Below are 18,203 nucleotides of genomic sequence, written 5' to 3' on the forward strand. Positions count from 1 at the left end.
CCTTGCCGGTGGATCGTCATTACGATGCGTGCAAAACCGCATCCGGTCGCCGGGCAATAATAAAAGGTCCTGCCGTCATCGCGCGGTTCTTTTATTGTTGTAAGTGAGACCTTGCCGGAAGGCGAGGTCTATGCATAAACACGCAGCGGCTGCCGTCTTCCGACGTCAGCCGTTTTGTTTTTATGTAAGGAATTAAGTAATGAATACTGTCGGCACACCGTTGTTATGGGGCGGATTCGCCGTGGTCGTGGTGATCATGCTAGCCATCGATCTGCTTCTTCAGGGACGGCGTGGTGCGCATGGCATGACCATGAAACAGGCCGCGGGTTGGTCTATTCTCTGGGTAACGCTCTCCCTTCTCTTTAACGCCGTCTTCTGGTGGTACCTGACACAAACCCAGGGCCGTGCCGTTGCCGATCCGCAGGCGCTGGCTTTCCTTACCGGCTATCTGATTGAAAAATCGCTTGCCGTGGACAATGTCTTTGTCTGGCTGATGCTGTTCAGCTACTTCTCCGTCCCGCCTGCGCTGCAGCGCCGGGTGCTGGTTTACGGCGTGCTGGGGGCGATCGTGCTGCGTACGGTGATGATCTTTACCGGAAGCTGGCTGATCTCCCAGTTCGAGTGGCTGCTCTATCTCTTCGGTGCTTTCCTGCTGTTTACCGGTGTGAAGATGGCGCTGGCGAAAGAGGATGCTTCCGGCATCGGCGACAAACCGCTGGTACGCTGGATCCGCAGCCATCTGCGGATGACCGATAAGATTGAAGGCGAGCGTTTCTTTACGCGGCAAAACGGCGTCCTGTTCGCCACGCCGCTGCTGCTGGTGCTGATCCTGGTCGAGCTGAGCGACGTGATTTTTGCGGTCGATAGTATCCCGGCAATCTTCGCCGTAACCACCGATCCGTTTATCGTGCTGACGTCGAACCTGTTCGCGATTCTCGGCCTGCGCGCCATGTACTTCCTGCTGGCCGGCGTCGCGGAGCGCTTCTCCATGCTGAAATATGGTCTGTCGATCATTCTGGTCTTTATCGGTATCAAGATGCTGATCGTCGACTTCTACCATATCCCGATTGGCGCCTCGCTCGGCGTCGTTGGCGGTATTCTGGCGCTGACGCTGCTGATTAACGCCTGGGTCAATAAGCAACACGACAAGAAGAAATTACAGCACTAAGCCCTAAATGGCCGGGTGAAAACCACTTTCACCCGGTCAGCAACGCCCGCCGCGTATTATTTCTCGCCATGTCACAAAAACGTTAATACATAGTTAAAAAATAAGATCTCAGCTAAATAAGCAGCATTTTACGCTTCCAGGATGGCGCACTTTCCGTATACTCGACCAGGCAAACATTTATTTACATCCGGACATAAACGTAACAAATAATACGTACATGGGACCGGTAGCAACATCACAACAAGGGATAATCATGACGACACAAACTCCCCCATCGGGCCTGCTACAGCGCCTGGCTCAGGGCAGCCTGGTCAAACAAATTTTAATCGGTCTGGTGCTTGGCGTGCTGCTGGCGCTGGTTTCAAAACCTGCGGCGATCGCCGTTGGCCTGCTCGGTACGCTGTTTGTCGGCGCGCTGAAAGCCGTAGCGCCGGTGCTGGTGCTGATGCTGGTGATGGCCTCCATCGCTAACCACCAGCAGGGGCAAAAAACCAGCATCCGTCCGATTCTGTTCCTGTATCTGCTGGGAACGTTCAGCGCCGCACTCACCGCCGTGCTGTTCAGCTTTGTCTTCCCTTCCACGCTGCACCTGACCTCCGCGGCCGGCGATATTACGCCGCCGTCGGGGATTGTTGAAGTACTGCGCGGGCTGCTGATGAGCATGGTTTCAAACCCGGTCGACGCCCTGCTCAATGCCAACTATATCGGGATTCTGGTGTGGGCCGTGGGTCTGGGCTTTGCGCTGCGTCACGGCAATGAGACGACAAAAAACCTGATCAACGATGTCTCCCACGCGGTGACCTTTATCGTGAAACTGGTTATTCGGTTTGCGCCGCTGGGTATTTTCGGCCTGGTCTCCTCAACCCTGGCGACCACCGGGTTTGAAACCCTGTGGGGCTACGCGCAGCTGCTGATGGTGCTGGTGGGCTGTATGCTGCTGGTGGCGCTGGTGATTAACCCGCTGCTGGTGTTCTGGAAAATCCGCCGCAACCCCTATCCGCTGGTGCTGACCTGCCTGCGCGAAAGCGGCGTGTATGCTTTCTTTACCCGCAGTTCCGCCGCCAATATTCCGGTCAATATGGCGCTGAGTGAAAAGCTGAATCTCGATCGCGATACCTATTCGGTGTCGATCCCGCTGGGCGCCACCATCAACATGGCCGGGGCCGCCATCACCATTACGGTGCTGACGCTGGCTGCTGTACATACCCTGGGGATTCCGGTGGATCTGCCTACCGCGCTGCTGTTGAGCGTCGTGGCGTCGCTGTGCGCCTGCGGTGCTTCCGGCGTGGCGGGCGGCTCCCTGCTGCTGATCCCGCTGGCCTGCAACATGTTCGGGATCCCCAATGATATCGCCATGCAAGTGGTTGCCGTCGGCTTTATCATCGGCGTGCTGCAGGACTCCTGTGAGACCGCGTTGAACTCCTCCACCGACGTGCTGTTTACCGCTGCCGCCTGTATGGCGGAAGACGAGCAGCTGGCGAAAAACGCGCTGCGCGATTAATCCCGACCTTCCCCTCCGCTCATCTGCGGAGGGGCCTTCTTCCCTCTCTCGCGTTTCCATTTTAAACGGAACGGATGCGCTTCATTATAACGTGACGCCGCTTTTGAAGATCGCCAGTTCACGGAAATCATTGCGCTCATTGCAGGTCGGTTTGCCATTGACGATATCAACGAGGGTATCGATAAACTCTTCCAGCAGCTGAGGCATCGCTTTACGGTGAATCAGCTGACCGGCGTCAAAATCGATCCAGTGTTTCTTTTTCGCCGCCAGTTCGCTGTTAGTGGCGATTTTGACCGTCGGCACAAAACCGCCGTACGGCGTGCCGCGACCGGTGCTAAACAGCACCATATGACACCCCGCACCGGCCAGCGCGCTGGTTGCCACCGCATCGTTGCCCGGCGCGCTCAGCAGATTGAGGCCATGCACTTTTAAACGTTCGCCATAGCGCAGGACGTCCACCACTTCGCTGGAGCCCGCTTTCTGCGTGCAGCCCAGCGATTTATCTTCCAGCGTCGTGATCCCGCCCGCTTTGTTACCCGGCGACGGGTTCTCGTAAATGGGCTGGTTATGCGCAATGAAGTACTGTTTAAAGTCATTCACCATCGTCACCAGCTTGTCGAAGGTTTGTTCATCGCGGCAGTGGCTCATCAGCAGCTGCTCAGCGCCGAACATTTCCGGCACCTCCGTCAACACGGTGGTGCCGCCGTTGGCGATCAGGTAATCCGAGAAGCGTCCCAGCATCGGGTTCGCGGTAATCCCCGAAAGGCCGTCCGATCCGCCGCACTCGAGGCCAAACTTCAGCTCGCTCAGTTTGCCTGGCTCACGTTTGTCGTGGCGCATCACCTCATAAAGCTGATGCAGATGCTCCAGTCCCGCTTCCACCTCATCATCCTGCTTCTGGCAGATCATAAAGTGTACGCGCTGAGGATCGAACTCACCGAGGGTTTCACGGAACGCGTCGACCTGGTTGTTCTCACAGCCCAGGCCAATCACCAGCACCGCCCCGGCGTTCGGGTGACGCACCATGTTTTGCAACATGGTGCGGGTATTGATGTGATCATCACCCAGCTGCGAACAGCCGTAAGTGTGACTGAAGAGAAAGACGCCATCGGTGCCTTCCGCTTCGTTGGTCTCTTTCAGAAACCGGTTCTGAATCTGACGGGCGATACCGTTGACACAGCCGACGGTCGGCAGGATCCACAGTTCATTGCGCACCCCGACCTCCCCGTTCGCACGACGATAGAGCTGCACGTCGCGGTCGGCCGGCTGCGCCGACGGCTCGGCAAGATCCGGTTGATAGCGATACTCGTCAAGGTCGCTCAGGTTGGTACGCGTATTATGGGCATGAATATGTTCCCCTGGCGCAATATCCGCCAGCGCATGACCAATGGGCAGACCATACTTGATGACGTTTTCTCCCTTCGCAATCGCGCGTAATGCGAACTTATGACCACGGACAACGTCCTGGCTTAAGGTGACCGCAGCATCATCAATGGTGACCTGGGTACCCGCCGCCATATCTGCTAACGCGACAGCAACGTTATCCTGCGAATGGATTTTAATGTATTGCATAGCAACCGACCTCTGGTCTTAATTCAGTTCAATCGCGAAGTAATCACGCGCATTGTTAAAGCAGATATTTTTCACCATCTCGCCCAGCAGCTGAATATCCGCCGGCGCTTCACCCGCGGCAACCCAGCGGCCGATCATCTGGCACAGGATGCGACGGAAATACTCATGGCGGGTGTAGGACAAGAAGCTGCGGCTGTCGGTCAGCATGCCGACGAAACGACTGAGCAGACCAAGCTGCGCCAGCTGGGTCATCTGACGTTCCATGCCGTCTTTCTGATCGTTGAACCACCAGCCGGAACCGAACTGCATCTTGCCCGGCATCCCTTCGCCCTGGAAGTTACCGATCATCGTGCCCAGCACTTCGTTATCGCGCGGGTTCAGGCAGTAAAGAATGGTTTTCGGCAGCAGGTTTTCTTCATTCTGCTTGCTCAGCAGTCGGGACAGCTCTTCCGCCATCGGGCGATCGTTGATGGAATCAAAGCCAACATCCGGCCCTAACAGCTTGAACTGACGCTGATTATTGTTACGCAGCGCGCCAATGTGATACTGCTGGACCCAGCCACGGCGAGCGTATTCTGCTCCCAGGAAGACCAGCACAGCCGTTTTAAACTGCGCCACTTCATGTTCGCACAGGATGGAACCGGCCAGACGGCGGGCAAGGATGCTATCGAGTTCCGCTTCGCTGGCTTCAGCAAACAGCACCACATCCAGCGCATGGTCGGAGACTTTACAGCCGTGCGCGGCGAAGTGATCCAGACGTTTGACCAGCGCAGCCTGCAGATCGGCAAAGCGGCGGATGTCGGTATCTGAAACTTCACCCAGCTTCGCCATGTAGTCGTTAAACGTCGCCTGCTCAATGTTGAACGCTTTATCCGGACGCCAGCTTGGCAGCACTTTGGTCGTGAAGGTCGCGTCTTTCGCCACCGCCGCATGATGTTCCAGCGAATCGATCGGATCGTCGGTGGTGCCGACCATTTTCACGTTCATCTGCGTCATGATACCGCGGGCGGAGAAGCGCTCCTGGGCCAGCAGATCGTTGCACTGATTCCAGATCTCATCCGCGGTGGACGGGGACAGCAGCTTACCCGTAATCCCAAACGGGCGGCGCAGCTCCAGATGGGTCCAGTGATAGAGCGGATTGCCGATCGTATGCGGTACGGTAGCTGCCCATGCGTCAAACTTCTCGCGGTCCGAAGCATCGCCGGTACACAGGCGTTCAGCCACGCCATTGGTGCGCATTGCGCGCCATTTGTAGTGGTCACCTTTCAGCCAGATGTCATACAGGTTTTTAAAACGATAATTTTCGGCAATCTGCTGCGGCGGAAGGTGGCAGTGATAGTCGAAAATCGGCTGGTCTTTGGCGTAGTCGTGATACAAACGGCGGGCAAACTCGGTATCAAGCAGAAAATCTTCGGTCATAAACGGTGTCATTTTCATTTCCTCTTCGCCCCATTGAGGAGCCCTTCAGATGATTGACTATCATGCTGACAAAGTTATCACACCAATTTCTACAGGCCGAAATCTTTTTCGTGAGATAGATCAATAAACGCTGACAAAAAAAGTACCCTTTCTGGAGTAAACCCTCGTGCAAGCCGCGCCAGTACTGGCTTTGCTCGCAAGAAATAATACCCCCATAAACTTTCCCACTTTTGTGACAGTACTCAACTTTTAAAGTTGTATGACAAGTTATCTTTCTGCCGTCGCAACATATAAACCGTTGGAATGTATTCGCGATGATTCAATACATCGCATTGACCGGTACGGATACCGAATTAAGCAAAACAATTGATGGCAAGGTTCGGGCCATATGGGTTTTCCCTCCTGAGCCCTCCGTTTCTCCTTCTCAACCCCTGTACAGGGTTTGAAGATGGCCGCACTCGCTGCGGAGATATAACAAACGATGAGGTTTTACATGCGTAAAATTAAAGGGTTACGTTGGTATATGATCGCACTGGTGACAATGGGCACCGTGCTGGGTTACCTGACACGTAACACTGTGGCTGCGGCTGCGCCGACTCTGATGGAAGAGTTACACATCTCCACCCAACAGTATTCCTATATCATCGCAGCCTATTCAGCTGCTTATACCGTCATGCAGCCGGTGGCAGGCTACGTCCTTGACGTGCTGGGGACGAAGATCGGTTATGCCTTCTTCGCGATCGCCTGGGCCGTTTTCTGTGGTTCAACGGCGCTGGCGGGCAGCTGGGGCGGATTAGCGCTGGCTCGTGGCGCGGTCGGCGCGGCGGAAGCGGCGATGATCCCGGCAGGCCTGAAGGCCAGCTCCGAATGGTTCCCGGCAAAAGAACGCTCTATTGCCGTCGGTTACTTCAACGTGGGCTCCTCAATCGGCGCGATGATCGCCCCGCCGCTGGTCGTCTGGGCGATTGTGATGCACAGCTGGCAGATGGCGTTCATTATCTCCGGTGTCCTGAGTTTTATCTGGGCCATGGCGTGGCTGGTCTTCTATAAACACCCTCGCGACCAGAAAAAATTAACCACTGAAGAACGCGACTACATCATCGGCGGTCAGGAATCGCATCACCAGACCAACAACAGCAAGAAAATGTCTCCGTGGCAGATCCTGCGCAACCGTCAGTTCTGGGGCATCGCGCTGCCGCGCTTCCTTGCCGAGCCAGCATGGGGGACCTTCAATGCCTGGATCCCGCTGTTCATGTTTAAAGTCTATGGCTTTAACCTGAAAGAAATCGCGATGTTTGCATGGATGCCAATGCTGTTTGCCGACCTGGGCTGCATCATCGGGGGCTATCTGCCGCCGCTGTTCCAGCGCTGGTTCGGGGTTAACCTGATTGTGTCGCGTAAAATGGTCGTGACCATGGGCGCACTGCTGATGATTGGCCCGGGGATGATCGGCCTGTTTACCAGCCCGTTTGTCGCTATCGCCCTGCTGTGCGTCGGCGGCTTTGCCCACCAGGCACTGTCCGGTGCGCTGATTACGCTCTCTTCCGACGTATTTGGCCGTAACGAAGTGGCTACGGCAAACGGCCTGACCGGTATGGCGGCCTGGATGGCGAGTACCATGTTCGCCCTGGTGGTCGGCGCTCTGGCGGATACCATTGGTTTCAGCCCGCTGTTCGCCGTACTGGCGGTCTTCGATCTGCTGGGCGCCCTTGTCATCTGGACCGTACTGAAGAACAAGTCAGCCGATGACGACGCCCCGCCGCTCAAAACGACTAAGCCGGTGACGCAAAGCTAGTCCTGATACGGTGAGATCTGTTTACAAAGCCGCCTCATTGAAGGCGGCTTTTTCATGTCTGACGGTGGTGAGATGCGCGTAAAAGTGGTATAACAAATCCAATATTGTCGCCATCTTCCGGGAGCGAATATGGAAATCACAGAACCGCGTCGTTTGTATCAGCAGCTTGCTGCCGAGCTGAAGGCGCGTATTGAGCAAGGTGTTTACCTTGTGGGCGATAAGCTGCCTGCAGAGCGGTTTATCGCCGATGAAAAGAGCGTCAGCCGCACCGTGGTTCGCGAAGCCATTATCATGCTGGAAGTGGAAGGCTATGTGGAAGTGCGTAAAGGCTCTGGCATCCACGTCATCTCCAACCATCCGAAGTATCAGCAGGTGGTTGATGAAACGCTGGAGTTCGCCAGCTACGGCCCCTTTGAACTGCTGCAGGCGCGTCAGCTTATTGAAAGCAATATTGCCGAGTTCGCCGCCACCCAGGTGACCAAGCAGGACATCATGAAGCTGATGGAGATCCAGGAGAAGGCGCGTAAAGAGAAATGCTTCCGCGATTCGGAATGGGATCTTCAGTTTCATGTCCAGGTAGCTCTGGCGACGCAAAATACGGCGTTAGCCGCTATTGTTGAAAAAATGTGGACCCAGCGCGTGCATAACCCGTACTGGAAAAAGCTCCATGACCATATCGACCTGCGCACCGTGGATAACTGGTGTGACGATCATGACCAAATTCTGAAAGCGCTGATTCGCAAAGATCCGCACGCGGCGAAACTGGCCATGTGGCAGCATCTGGAGAACACTAAGCTGATGTTGTTCAACGAGACCAGCGACGATTTTGAATTCAATGCCGACCGCTATCTGTTTGCCGAAAATCCGGTCGTTCACCTCGATACCGCGGCCAACGGCGCAAAATAAGCGGTTATCTTCATTTCAGGCAGGCTATCAGCGCCTGCCCGCAAACCCGCCAGGGTAAGCAAACATCTATAGTGTCAGCCTGTGTAAAGAGACTCGCCTCCCGCCACCGCAATCAGCAAAATCAACGAGCAACCGACTGCAATTTTTCTGACGTAAACTCAGCGATTTTGTTACAATTAGATGCATTTTGACGTTCTGAAGTAGGCTTGCGTTGATTTCACTTTTAACAGGGAACCGTTCAGAACGCACCAACAGCGACCATAATCTCATAAGAATCTATGTCGCAATACACGCTGCGTTCAGACATACCGTTAACCGATGTACCAGGAATCGTGAATGGAACTATTAACCCAATTGTTGAATGCTTTATGGAGCCAGGATTACGAGACCCTCGCGAATCCCTCCATGATTGGCATGCTTTACTTTGTCTTATTTATGATTTTGTTCCTTGAAAACGGCCTGCTTCCCGCCGCCTTTTTACCCGGCGACAGCCTGCTGGTGCTGGTCGGCGTTCTGATAGCCAAAGGGGCGATGGGTTTTCCCGAAACCCTGCTTCTGCTGACGACGGCAGCCAGCCTGGGTTGCTGGCTCAGCTACATTCAGGGCCGCTGGCTCGGCAATACGCGAATTGTGCAAAACTGGCTTTCACATTTGCCCTCCCACTACCACCAGCGCGCACATCACCTGTTTCATAAGCACGGGCTCTCCGCCTTGTTGATGGGCCGCTTTATTGCCTTCGTTCGTACGCTGCTGCCGACCATTGCCGGACTTTCGGGTCTGAACAATGCCCGCTTCCAGTTCTTTAACTGGATGAGCGGCCTGCTGTGGGTTTTGATTCTGACTTCCCTGGGTTACCTGCTGGGTAAAACCCCGGTATTCCTCAAATATGAGGATCAGCTGATGTCCTGCCTGATGCTGCTGCCGGTTGTGCTGCTGGTGTTTGGCTTAATCGGCTCGTTAGTTGTCCTGTGGAAGAAAAAATACAGAAGCCGGAGCTGATAATGGCCATAAAAAGCCTCTCCCGACGCCGGATTAGCTGGCTGCTGGGCGGTTCTGTTTTTTTGTGCGCGCTGTTCTGGCTATGGCTGGCGGTGCAGCAACAGGAATCAACCCTGACTATCCATCCTGTCTCCCAGGGCGTTGGCATGCCTGACGGTTTTTCCGTCTGGCATCATCTCGACGCAAACGGCATTCGTTTTAAAAGTATCACCCCGCAAAAAGACGGCCTGTTAATCAAATTTGATTCCAGCGCCCAGGGTATCGCCGCGAAAGAAGTGCTGGGCCGCGCCCTGCCACATGGTTATATTATTGCTTTGCTGGAGGAAGAAAATACGCCGACAGCATGGCTCTCCCGTCTGCGCGATGCGCCACACAGATTGGGATAACTAGCCAAAATTCTGAATATTTTCACGCAGTTTGGTGGTTTCCCGTTTTCCTGACTATGCTTAAGACTGCGGGAGCCACCGGGCTGACGTTTATCGACTGGATCGGGCATATCTCCCGGGTATGCCCTCACACAATGGAAGGTAGCATCCATGAAATACCGCATCGCTTTGATTCTGGTTTTGACTTCGCTGAGCTCCAGCGCCTTTGCCATCTCCCCCTGTCAGGAAAAAGAGCAGGATATCCAGCGGGAGATTAGCTACGCCGAAAAACATCACAACCAGAACCGGATTGATGGTTTGAACAAAGCGCTTCGTGAAGTCAGAGCGAACTGCAGCGACGGTAAGCTCAAAGCCGAACATCAGCAAAAAATCGCGAAACAACGCGAGGAAATTACCGAGCGTCAGCGCGATTTGAAGGAAGCTGAGCAGAAAGGCGATGCCGATAAAATCAGCAAGCGCCAACGCAAGCTTGATGAAGCGCAGCACGAGCTGAAAACGCTTGAGTCGCGTGATTACTAATAAGCCACACTTTACATGGACCCACTCTACAGGAGAGAAAGATGCCTAAAGACAACGTTGCAGACGATCTGCGTGCAGAACTGAAGACGCTGGCTGATACCCTGGAAGAAGTGCTTAACTCCTCCACGGATAAGTCAAAAGAAGAGATTGGCAAACTGCGTAGCAAAGCAGAGAGCGCACTGAAAGAGAGCCGCGTCCGGCTCGGTGAAACCAGCGATGCCATCGTCAGACAAACGCGTGAAACCGCCGCCCGCGCCGACGAGTACGTCCGTGAAAATCCGTGGACCGGTGTAGGTATTGGCGCAGCCGTCGGGCTGGTGCTGGGTGTCCTGCTGACGCGTCGTTAATTATGGCGGATTCTCAACACACGCAGGGGCCGGGAAAGAGCGTTTTCGGTATCGGCCAGCGGATCATTACGCTGCTGGTTGAAATGGTCGAAACGCGCCTGCGCCTGGTGGTCGTGGAGCTGGAAGAAGAGAAGGCGAACCTCTTCCAGCTGTTTTTGATGCTGGGGCTGACGCTGCTGTTTGCCGCCTTTGGCCTGATGAGCCTGCTGGTTCTGATTATCTGGGCCATCGATCCCCAGTATCGGCTGTACGTAATGATTGCGACCACCGCTGTGCTGCTGCTCAGCTCGTTAATCGGCGGTATCTGGACGCTGCGCAAAGCCCGCCGTTCGACTTTCCTGCGCTTGACGCGCAAAGAGCTGGCTGAAGACCGCGCTCTGCTGGAGGACGAACGCCTATGAACAGCAAACAGCAACGCGAGCAGCGGAAAGCGCTGCTGCTGCGCCAGATCCAACAGCAGCGGCTGGATTTAATCGCCAGCCGTCGCGACTGGCTCGAAGCGACCGCCCCGTTCGACCGCGGCTGGCTGACCCTCCAGCATCTTCGCTCCTGGGCGGTGGTCGGCAGCGGTATCATGGCAGTATGGTCCGTTCGTCACCCGCGCTTTTTACTGCGCTGGACTAAACGCGGCTTCGGTCTCTGGAGCGCCTGGCGCATGGCAAAACGCCTGCTGCGCCAGACATCCTCCCTCTAAACACCCTGCCCGTCACACCTCCGCCATCCCTGTTTTCCTTGTTCCGGGGCGTAAACGCCTCGTAACTGGCGCCGCTCTTCGTCACCACTCCAGCCGCCGACGGCGGCGTTGAGCTCTGCTCGTGGCCCTTGTCAGGTCGCGTTTACCGATCGCGATCACTCAGAATCTTTGATGAAGATCTACAGTTTTCCTTGCTAACAATTCCTTTCGAGCCTCGCTAATATTCTCTCCATCGACAGCAACCCCGCGTAACTACGCAGGATTGCACCAAAAAACAAAATCGCCGCCCTTTGGGTTTTCTGGAGTAAGAAATGAAAAAATTAGAAGATGTTGGTGTACTGGTAGCACGCATTCTGATGCCAATCCTGTTTATCACTGCAGGTTGGGGAAAAATCACCGGTTATGCGGGTACTCAACAATATATGGAAGCCATGGGCGTACCGGGCGCATTACTGCCGTTAACCATTCTGCTGGAGTTCGGCGGCGGTCTGGCGATTCTGTTCGGTTTCCTGACACGTACTACCGCGCTGTTCACCGCAGGCTTCACCCTGCTGACCGCGTTCCTGTTCCACAGCAACTTTGCTGAAGGCGTGAACTCGCTGATGTTCATGAAAAACCTGACCATCGCAGGCGGTTTCCTGCTGCTGGCCATCACCGGTCCGGGCGCATTCAGCATCGACCGCGTGCTGAATAAAAAGTGGTAAGCACACTATACTGAGTGAAGAACAAAGCGAGGAGATATCTCCTCGCTTTTGCTATCTGAAGTCTGAAGGAGGAAAAAATGGGACAATTAATCGACGGCGTCTGGCACGATACCTGGTATGACACCAAATCCACCGGAGGGCGTTTCAAGCGTTCCGTTTCAGCCTTCCGCAACTGGCTGACCGCCGATGGCGCACCGGGCCCCTCCGGCGACGGCGGCTTTGCTGCAGAAAAAGATCGCTATCATCTGTACGTATCCCTCGCCTGCCCGTGGGCGCACCGCACGTTAATTCTGCGCAAGCTCAAAGGTCTGGATCCTTTTCTTTCCGTCTCGGTGGTTCACCCCCTGATGCTGGAAAACGGCTGGACTTTCGACGACGATTTTCCCGAGGCGACCGGCGATACGCTGTATCAACATGAATTTCTCTATCAGCTCTACCTGCACGCCGATCCGCACTACACCGGACGCGTCACGGTGCCGGTTCTGTGGGATAAAAAGCAGCATACGATCGTCAGTAATGAGTCGGCTGAAATCATCCGCATGTTCAATACCGCCTTTGACGGACTGGGCGCCACCGCCGGCGATTACTACCCGCCCGCGCTGCGCGAAAATATCGATGCGCTGAACGGTTGGATCTACGACAACGTCAATAACGGCGTCTATAAAGCCGGGTTCGCCACCAGCCAGCAGGCCTATGATGAGGCTGTCGATGCGGTGTTCACCTCGCTGGAGCGCCTGGAACAAATTCTGGGCCAGCATCGCTATCTGACGGGTAGCCAGCTGACCGAGGCCGATATTCGTCTGTGGACAACCCTCGTGCGTTTCGACCCGGTCTACGTGACCCACTTTAAGTGCGACAAACGCCGTATCAGCGACTACCCCAATCTGTATGGTTTCCTGCGCGATATCTACCAGATGCCGGGTATTGCGGAGACGGTGAATTTTGCCCACATCCGCCACCACTACTATCGCAGCCATAAAACGATTAACCCAACCGGGATTATCTCCGTCGGTCCTCAGCAGGATCTCACCGAGCCGCACGGCCGGGACCTTCTGTTCCGCTAACCTGCCGGGCGCCCTTCCCGGCGCCCGATATTTTCAGATCCGGCATATTTACCCGTCTGCTATTCGCGTCTATTCTTATTGCGATCGCTTTAAAAACAAGTGATTGACCGTTAATCGAGGCGTAAAAATGGACTGGTATTTAAAAGTACTGAGAAACTACATTGGATTTGGCGGCCGCGCACGCCGCAAAGAGTACTGGATGTTTATTCTGGTCAACATCATCCTGACCGGCGTACTGAGCATCATCGATAAAATGCTGGGATGGCAGCGCGCAGGAGGTGAAGGCATCCTGACGACGATTTATGGCGTGTTGGTCTTTTTGCCGTGGTGGGCGGTGCAGTTTCGCCGTTTACACGATACGGATCGCTCGGCGTGGTGGCTGTTGCTGATGCTGATTCCGGTTATTGGCTGGCTGATCATTCTGCTCTTCAATTGCCAGAACGGCACGCCTGGGAACAACCGTTTCGGGCCGGATCCCAAATCCCTGTCATCGTGAATGATGCGCTCCTCCCGCGGAAGGAGCGCATAGCGGATTTACTTCCCGGCAAACAGCTTAGGGATCTCCCGCAGACACCATGATTTCGCTTCGCCCATACTGTCGCGGCGCCACGCCATAATGATGTCAATTTCATTGGTATATTCCGGGCTGACAACCCGTAAGCGCCCTTCGGCGATGTCTTTCTCGACCAGCGGATAGGGCATCGTCGCCACCCCCAGTCCCGCCAGCAGAGCCTGACGTTTATCTTCAATAGTACTGACCGTTAAGCGCGGCTGTTTGTCGAGCAGCTGTACCGTCAGAACCGGACGCTCGCGGGCGGTATCTGCCACCGCCACGCCGCGATATTTTACCCGCGTCACTTCGGAAAGCGGCTCCGGCTCCTGGTGAATGGGGTGATCCGGCGCAGCAACATAGACGTTCAGCACCGAATAGAGTTTGCGGGAGTTAATCTCCGATGAGGAACGAAAATGCATATCAGGGGCGACAACGATATCCGCACGTCCCTGCTCCAGCCGCTCCCACGCGCCGGCCAGCACTTCGGTAAGCACCGACAGCTGGGTATTCGATTTGGTCGCCAGCTTCTCAATCAGCGGAAAGAAGTCCTGGGTTGGTACCAGGGCTTCGGTCACGATGGTCAGATGCGTTTCCCAGCCGCGCGAAAGCGCTTCGGCATCAGTGGTGAGCTTATCGGCCGCTTCCAGCAGCACGCGCCCGCGCTCCAGCAGCATCCGCCCAACGTTGGTGAATTTTGTCCGATGACCTGAGCGGTCAAACAGCACTACATCCAGTTCCTCTTCCAGCTTTTGCATGGTGTAGCTGAGGGCTGAGGGCACCCGTCCGAGTTCGTCGGCCGCAGCAGCAAAGCTCCCACGCCTGTCGATAGCGTCCATTACGCGTAACGCTTCCAGCGTCAATGCTCTCTCTTTAGCCATAGCACTCTCATTCAGGAAATTTGAATATACCGGGCAGAATATCTGGCTAACAATACAGCGTCCATACCTTTACCATTGATTTAGTGTAAAGAGAGGTCAAGAAAATGATTACTACCCGAACAGCCAAACAATGCGGACAAGCAGATTTCGGCTGGCTGCAGGCCCGCTACACCTTTTCCTTTGGACACTACTTTGACCCTAAACTGTTAGGCTACGCCTCTTTGCGCGTGCTCAACCAGGAAGTTCTGGCACCCGGCGCGTCGTTTCAACCGCGTACCTACCCGAAAGTCGATATCCTGAACCTGATTCTGGAAGGGGAAGCGGAATATCGTGACAGTGATGGCAACCATGTGCAGGCAAAGGCCGGCGAAGCGCTGCTGATATCCACTCAACCAGGGGTGAGTTACAGCGAGCACAATTTGAGTAAAGACGGTTCGCTGACGCGGATGCAGCTGTGGCTGGATGCCTGTCCGCAGCGGGAAAATCCGCTGCTGCAGAAAATGGCTATCGCTGGTAGCGGGCAACAGCTGCTCGCTTCACCTGACGGCGCGCACAACAGTTTACAGCTGCGTCAGCAGGTCTGGATCCACCATCTCGATCTCGCCAAAGGCGAGCGGGTTGATGTCCAGCTACACGGGCCGCGCGCCTATCTGCAATCGATTCATGGAACGGTGCATGCCGTCGCCCATGAAGAAGCAAAACAGGCCCTGACCTGCGGTGACGGGGCATTTATTCGTGACGAAGCTAACATTACCCTTGTTGCCGACACGCCATTGCGCGCTTTACTGATAGATTTACCGGTGTAATAACGGGAGTCATGGAGTCTGTCAGTGAGTAAGCATAAGAAGAAAGCAAAGAAAGCCGTATCGTCGCCCGAGCCGCTGTTAACGGAGCCAACGAAGGCCGTAAGTTTTGGCTATGAAGAGATGCTAAGCGAACTGGAAGCAATTGTTTCAGAAGCCGAAATTCGGATTCAGGACGAAGAAAACACCGCCTGAACGGCCACCTTCGGAAATAGCAAAACGCCCTGCTTAGCTTATCCTGCGCAGGGCGTTTTTGCATGATTGACGCTGACCGATAAGCCGCTTTCTTGTCATTGAGAGCGGAGTGGACTGTCATTCATCGTCTTCTGCCGCATATCGCAAAACGCCCATACAGATTGCGCTGTATGGGCGTTTTTGAATGAGTTGAAGCTGACCGATAAGCCGGGTTCTGTCGTGGACAGTCATTCATCTAGGCCAGCAATCGCTCACTGGCTCAAGCAGCCTACCCGGGTTCAGTACGGGCCGTACCTTGTGAACCCCTATTTGGCCTTGCTCCGGGTGGAGTTTACCGTGCCACGAACTGTTACCAGTCGCGCGGTGCGCTCTTACCGCACCCTTTCACCCTTACCTGATCCCGCTTGCGCGGGCCATCGGCGGTTTGCTCTCTGTTGCACTGGTCGTGGGTTTCCCCCCCAGGCGTTACCTGGCACCCTGCCCTATGGAGCCCGGACTTTCCTCCCCTCCGCCCGTCTCCCCCGAAGAGGACGACGACGAAGCGGCGACTGTCTGGTCAGCTTCGGCGCGAAGTATAAAAGGTTTACCGTCGGTTGTCATCCTTCCATCACAATCCCGACCTGCAAAGTCGCGGCAACATTCCGTGAAGCGCGATAAATATTGTCCGAAGCACCGCGGAAGGCCTCCTCCAGGCTCGTGATAGTGGTCAGCACGCTGAACACCGCGTCGATACCATACTGATGTACCACGCCGACATCGCGGGCCAGGCTGCCGGCAATACCAATCACCGGCTTACGGTATTTTTTCGCCACGCTCGCGACGCCGACCGGGACCTTACCGCTAATGCTTTGACTGTCGAGCCTTCCTTCACCGGTCACTACCAGCGAACAGTCAAGAATATGCTCTTCCAGATTCAGCGCCTGGGTCACAATCTCGATACCGCTACGTAATTCAGCATTCAGAAATGCCATCAGCGCCGCCCCCATGCCACCTGCGGCACCGGCTCCGGCGACCTCTTTGACATCGACACGCAGAGTTCGCTTAATCACATCCGCATAGTGCTCAAGATTACGATCCAGCTCGAGGATCATCGCTTCCGTCGCCCCTTTTTGCGGGCCGAAAATCCACGAAGCGCCCGTCTCGCCAGTCAGTGGGTTAGAGACATCGCAGGCCACGTGAATTGAACACTCCTGCAACCGAACATCCAGTGCGGACAGGTCAATCGAATTCAGGCAGGCAAGGCTGCCACCGCCGTCACCAATATCAACGCCGTTCGCGTCGCGAAGCCGCGCGCCCAGCGCCTGCACCATCCCTGCGCCACCGTCGTTGGTTGCACTGCCGCCAATGCCAATAATGATCTTTCTCGCCCCATGCTCCAGCGCCTGCAAAATCAGCTCACCGGTGCCACGCGAGGTCGTCAACAGCGGATTGCGCTGCGCGGGAGGCACCAGCCCCAGCCCGCTGGCCGCCGCCATTTCAATAAACGCGGTTTGACCATCCCCGGAAAGCCCCCAGCAGGCATCAACCGGCACCCCCAGCGGCCCCGTCACACAAGCGCTCATTTTGGTTCCCTGTGTCGCGGCGATCATCGCCTCAACGGTCCCTTCTCCGCCATCGGCGAGAGGGACCTTCACATAGAGCGCATCGGGGAAAATCTCCCGAAAACCTTTTTCTATAGCCTGTGCAACCTCAGTGGCCGAGAGGCTTTCTTTATATGAGTCTGGGGCGATTACGATTTTCATAGTTATTAGCCTGACAGTGCCGCGCAAGGCAAGAATTACAGGGCGCTATCCGCGCCCTTCTTGTTAGCGAGTGACTTCCACTTTCGCCAGTTTTTCGTAGTAGCACGCAAGCGCGCTGTGGTCAGCGGTACCCAGACCGTCAGCGCGCAGCGCCTGCATCATCTCCATCACCGCCGCGGTCAGCGGCAGCTGCGCCCCCACGCCGTGGGACGTATCCAGCGCATTCGCCAGATCTTTGATATGCAAATCGATACGGAAGCCCGGTTTAAAGTTGCGATCCATCACCATCGGCGCTTTGGCATCCAGTACGGTGCTGCCGGCCAGACCGCCGCGGATTGCCTGATACACCAGATCCGGGTTCACACCTGCTTTGGTCGCCAGGGTCAATGCTTCAGACATGGCCGCAATATTCAGCGCCACGATCACCTGGTTGGCCAGCTTGGTCACGTTGCCCGCACCGATATCGCCGGTATGCACGACAGAACCCGCCATCGCTTTCAGCAGGTCATAATATTGGTCAAAAATCGCTTTATCACCGCCAACCATGACCGACAAAGTACCGTCAATGGCCTTCGGCTCGCCGCCGCTGACCGGCGCATCCAGCATATTTACGCCTTTCGCCTTTAGCGCATCGCTGATTTCGCGGCTCGCCAGCGGAGCAATGGAGCTCATATCAATCAGCACGGTGCCCGGCTTCGCCCCTTCAATAATGCCGCCTTCGCCCAGCGCCACCTCTTTCACATGCGGAGAGTTCGGCAGCATGGTGATGATCACCTCACACTGTTCAGCTATCGCTTTCGCCGAAGCGGCGGTTTCAGCGCCTGCGGCAATCACTTCTGCGATGGCTTCCGGATTACGATCGGCAACCACCAGCGAGTAACCCGCTTTGAGGAGGTTTTTACTCATGGGTTTACCCATGATGCCAAGGCCAATAAAACCAACTTTCATTGTCATGTCT

General features: G+C 55.4%; 20 protein-coding genes and 1 other RNA gene. 15 read left to right on the plus strand and 6 right to left on the minus strand.

Annotated elements, in window-relative coordinates:
* Positions 1 to 199: 199 nt before the first annotated feature.
* Both ROR01S_RS06730 and sstT read left to right on the plus strand, forming a co-directional pair.
* Complete coding sequence (locus ROR01S_RS06730) at positions 200 to 1,168, plus strand: TerC family protein (RefSeq protein ID WP_015585682.1); 969 nt, start codon at positions 200 to 202, stop codon at positions 1,166 to 1,168.
* Between the two features lie 253 nt (positions 1,169 to 1,421).
* Positions 1,422 to 2,669, plus strand: a complete 1,248-nt coding sequence (gene sstT, locus ROR01S_RS06735; RefSeq protein WP_004867918.1) for a serine/threonine transporter SstT — start codon at positions 1,422 to 1,424, stop codon at positions 2,667 to 2,669.
* 84 nt (positions 2,670 to 2,753) lie between these two features.
* Here the strand turns inward: sstT and ROR01S_RS06740 are convergent, their stop codons facing one another.
* Both ROR01S_RS06740 and uxaC read right to left on the minus strand, forming a co-directional pair.
* Positions 2,754 to 4,241, minus strand: coding sequence for a UxaA family hydrolase (locus ROR01S_RS06740; protein WP_064359239.1), 1,488 nt, complete (start codon positions 4,239 to 4,241; stop codon positions 2,754 to 2,756).
* A gap of 18 nt (positions 4,242 to 4,259) precedes the next feature.
* Positions 4,260 to 5,672, minus strand: a complete 1,413-nt coding sequence (gene uxaC, locus ROR01S_RS06745) for a glucuronate isomerase (protein WP_004867932.1) — start codon at positions 5,670 to 5,672, stop codon at positions 4,260 to 4,262.
* A 481-nt stretch (positions 5,673 to 6,153) separates the two neighbouring features.
* Between uxaC and ROR01S_RS06750 the strand changes: the two genes are divergently transcribed.
* The 11 genes from ROR01S_RS06750 (at position 6,154) to ROR01S_RS06800 (ending at position 13,570) form a co-directional block, all read left to right on the plus strand.
* Complete coding sequence (locus ROR01S_RS06750; RefSeq protein WP_004867935.1) at positions 6,154 to 7,455, plus strand: MFS transporter; 1,302 nt, start codon at positions 6,154 to 6,156, stop codon at positions 7,453 to 7,455.
* Positions 7,456 to 7,584: 129 nt separating this feature from the next.
* The gene (gene exuR / locus ROR01S_RS06755) at positions 7,585 to 8,361 is read left to right on the plus strand and encodes a transcriptional regulator ExuR (protein WP_004867938.1); all 777 of its coding nucleotides are present in this window, start codon (positions 7,585 to 7,587) and stop codon (positions 8,359 to 8,361) included.
* A 336-nt stretch (positions 8,362 to 8,697) separates the two neighbouring features.
* Complete coding sequence (yqjA, locus tag ROR01S_RS06760) at positions 8,698 to 9,360, plus strand: DedA family general envelope maintenance protein YqjA (RefSeq protein WP_004867940.1); 663 nt, start codon at positions 8,698 to 8,700, stop codon at positions 9,358 to 9,360.
* A gap of 2 nt (positions 9,361 to 9,362) precedes the next feature.
* Complete coding sequence (gene mzrA / locus ROR01S_RS06765) at positions 9,363 to 9,746, plus strand: EnvZ/OmpR regulon moderator MzrA (RefSeq protein WP_004867943.1); 384 nt, start codon at positions 9,363 to 9,365, stop codon at positions 9,744 to 9,746.
* A gap of 150 nt (positions 9,747 to 9,896) precedes the next feature.
* Complete coding sequence (locus ROR01S_RS06770) at positions 9,897 to 10,265, plus strand: DUF1090 domain-containing protein (RefSeq protein WP_032690623.1); 369 nt, start codon at positions 9,897 to 9,899, stop codon at positions 10,263 to 10,265.
* A gap of 41 nt (positions 10,266 to 10,306) precedes the next feature.
* Positions 10,307 to 10,612 (plus strand): ElaB/YgaM/YqjD family protein, encoded by a 306-nt coding sequence (locus ROR01S_RS06775; RefSeq protein ID WP_004867946.1) that lies wholly within the window; start codon positions 10,307 to 10,309, stop codon positions 10,610 to 10,612.
* 2 nt (positions 10,613 to 10,614) lie between these two features.
* The gene (locus tag ROR01S_RS06780; RefSeq protein ID WP_004867949.1) at positions 10,615 to 11,013 is read left to right on the plus strand and encodes a phage holin family protein; all 399 of its coding nucleotides are present in this window, start codon (positions 10,615 to 10,617) and stop codon (positions 11,011 to 11,013) included.
* Positions 11,010 to 11,306 (plus strand): YqjK-like family protein, encoded by a 297-nt coding sequence (locus ROR01S_RS06785; protein WP_004867953.1) that lies wholly within the window; start codon positions 11,010 to 11,012, stop codon positions 11,304 to 11,306. The genes ROR01S_RS06780 and ROR01S_RS06785 overlap by 4 nt, the downstream gene beginning before the upstream one ends.
* A gap of 311 nt (positions 11,307 to 11,617) precedes the next feature.
* Positions 11,618 to 12,010, plus strand: coding sequence for a DoxX family protein (locus ROR01S_RS06790; RefSeq protein ID WP_004867955.1), 393 nt, complete (start codon positions 11,618 to 11,620; stop codon positions 12,008 to 12,010).
* A gap of 77 nt (positions 12,011 to 12,087) precedes the next feature.
* Complete coding sequence (locus ROR01S_RS06795) at positions 12,088 to 13,074, plus strand: glutathione S-transferase family protein (protein WP_004867958.1); 987 nt, start codon at positions 12,088 to 12,090, stop codon at positions 13,072 to 13,074.
* Positions 13,075 to 13,201: 127 nt separating this feature from the next.
* On the plus strand, positions 13,202 to 13,570 hold the full coding sequence (locus tag ROR01S_RS06800) for a DUF805 domain-containing protein (RefSeq protein WP_004867959.1): 369 nt from the start codon (positions 13,202 to 13,204) through the stop codon (positions 13,568 to 13,570).
* 38 nt (positions 13,571 to 13,608) lie between these two features.
* Here ROR01S_RS06800 and ROR01S_RS06805 read toward each other — a convergent pair whose 3' ends face one another.
* Positions 13,609 to 14,505 carry a LysR family transcriptional regulator gene (locus ROR01S_RS06805; protein ID WP_004867964.1) on the minus strand — a complete coding sequence of 299 codons (897 nt, stop codon included), beginning with the start codon at positions 14,503 to 14,505 and terminating at the stop codon, positions 13,609 to 13,611.
* 104 nt (positions 14,506 to 14,609) lie between these two features.
* Between ROR01S_RS06805 and ROR01S_RS06810 the strand changes: the two genes are divergently transcribed.
* Complete coding sequence (locus ROR01S_RS06810) at positions 14,610 to 15,311, plus strand: pirin family protein (protein ID WP_004867969.1); 702 nt, start codon at positions 14,610 to 14,612, stop codon at positions 15,309 to 15,311.
* Between the two features lie 24 nt (positions 15,312 to 15,335).
* Positions 15,336 to 15,503: a protein YhaL gene (locus ROR01S_RS27320; RefSeq protein ID WP_004867972.1), complete on the plus strand. Its 168-nt coding sequence runs from the start codon at positions 15,336 to 15,338 to the stop codon at positions 15,501 to 15,503.
* 187 nt (positions 15,504 to 15,690) lie between these two features.
* Here ROR01S_RS27320 and rnpB read toward each other — a convergent pair.
* From rnpB to garR, 3 genes are all read right to left on the minus strand, one after another.
* Positions 15,691 to 16,067: RNase P RNA component class A (gene rnpB / locus ROR01S_RS06815), an RNA gene on the minus strand.
* A 32-nt stretch (positions 16,068 to 16,099) separates the two neighbouring features.
* The gene (gene garK / locus ROR01S_RS06820; RefSeq protein WP_004867976.1) at positions 16,100 to 17,245 is read right to left on the minus strand and encodes a glycerate 2-kinase; all 1,146 of its coding nucleotides are present in this window, start codon (positions 17,243 to 17,245) and stop codon (positions 16,100 to 16,102) included.
* A gap of 63 nt (positions 17,246 to 17,308) precedes the next feature.
* Positions 17,309 to 18,199 carry a 2-hydroxy-3-oxopropionate reductase gene (garR, locus tag ROR01S_RS06825; RefSeq protein ID WP_004867977.1) on the minus strand — a complete coding sequence of 297 codons (891 nt, stop codon included), beginning with the start codon at positions 18,197 to 18,199 and terminating at the stop codon, positions 17,309 to 17,311.
* Positions 18,200 to 18,203 lie beyond the last annotated feature (4 nt).

It is taken from the genome of Klebsiella ornithinolytica NBRC 105727 = ATCC 31898, assembly GCF_001598295.1.
GTDB classification, from domain to species: domain Bacteria; phylum Pseudomonadota; class Gammaproteobacteria; order Enterobacterales; family Enterobacteriaceae; genus Klebsiella; species Klebsiella ornithinolytica.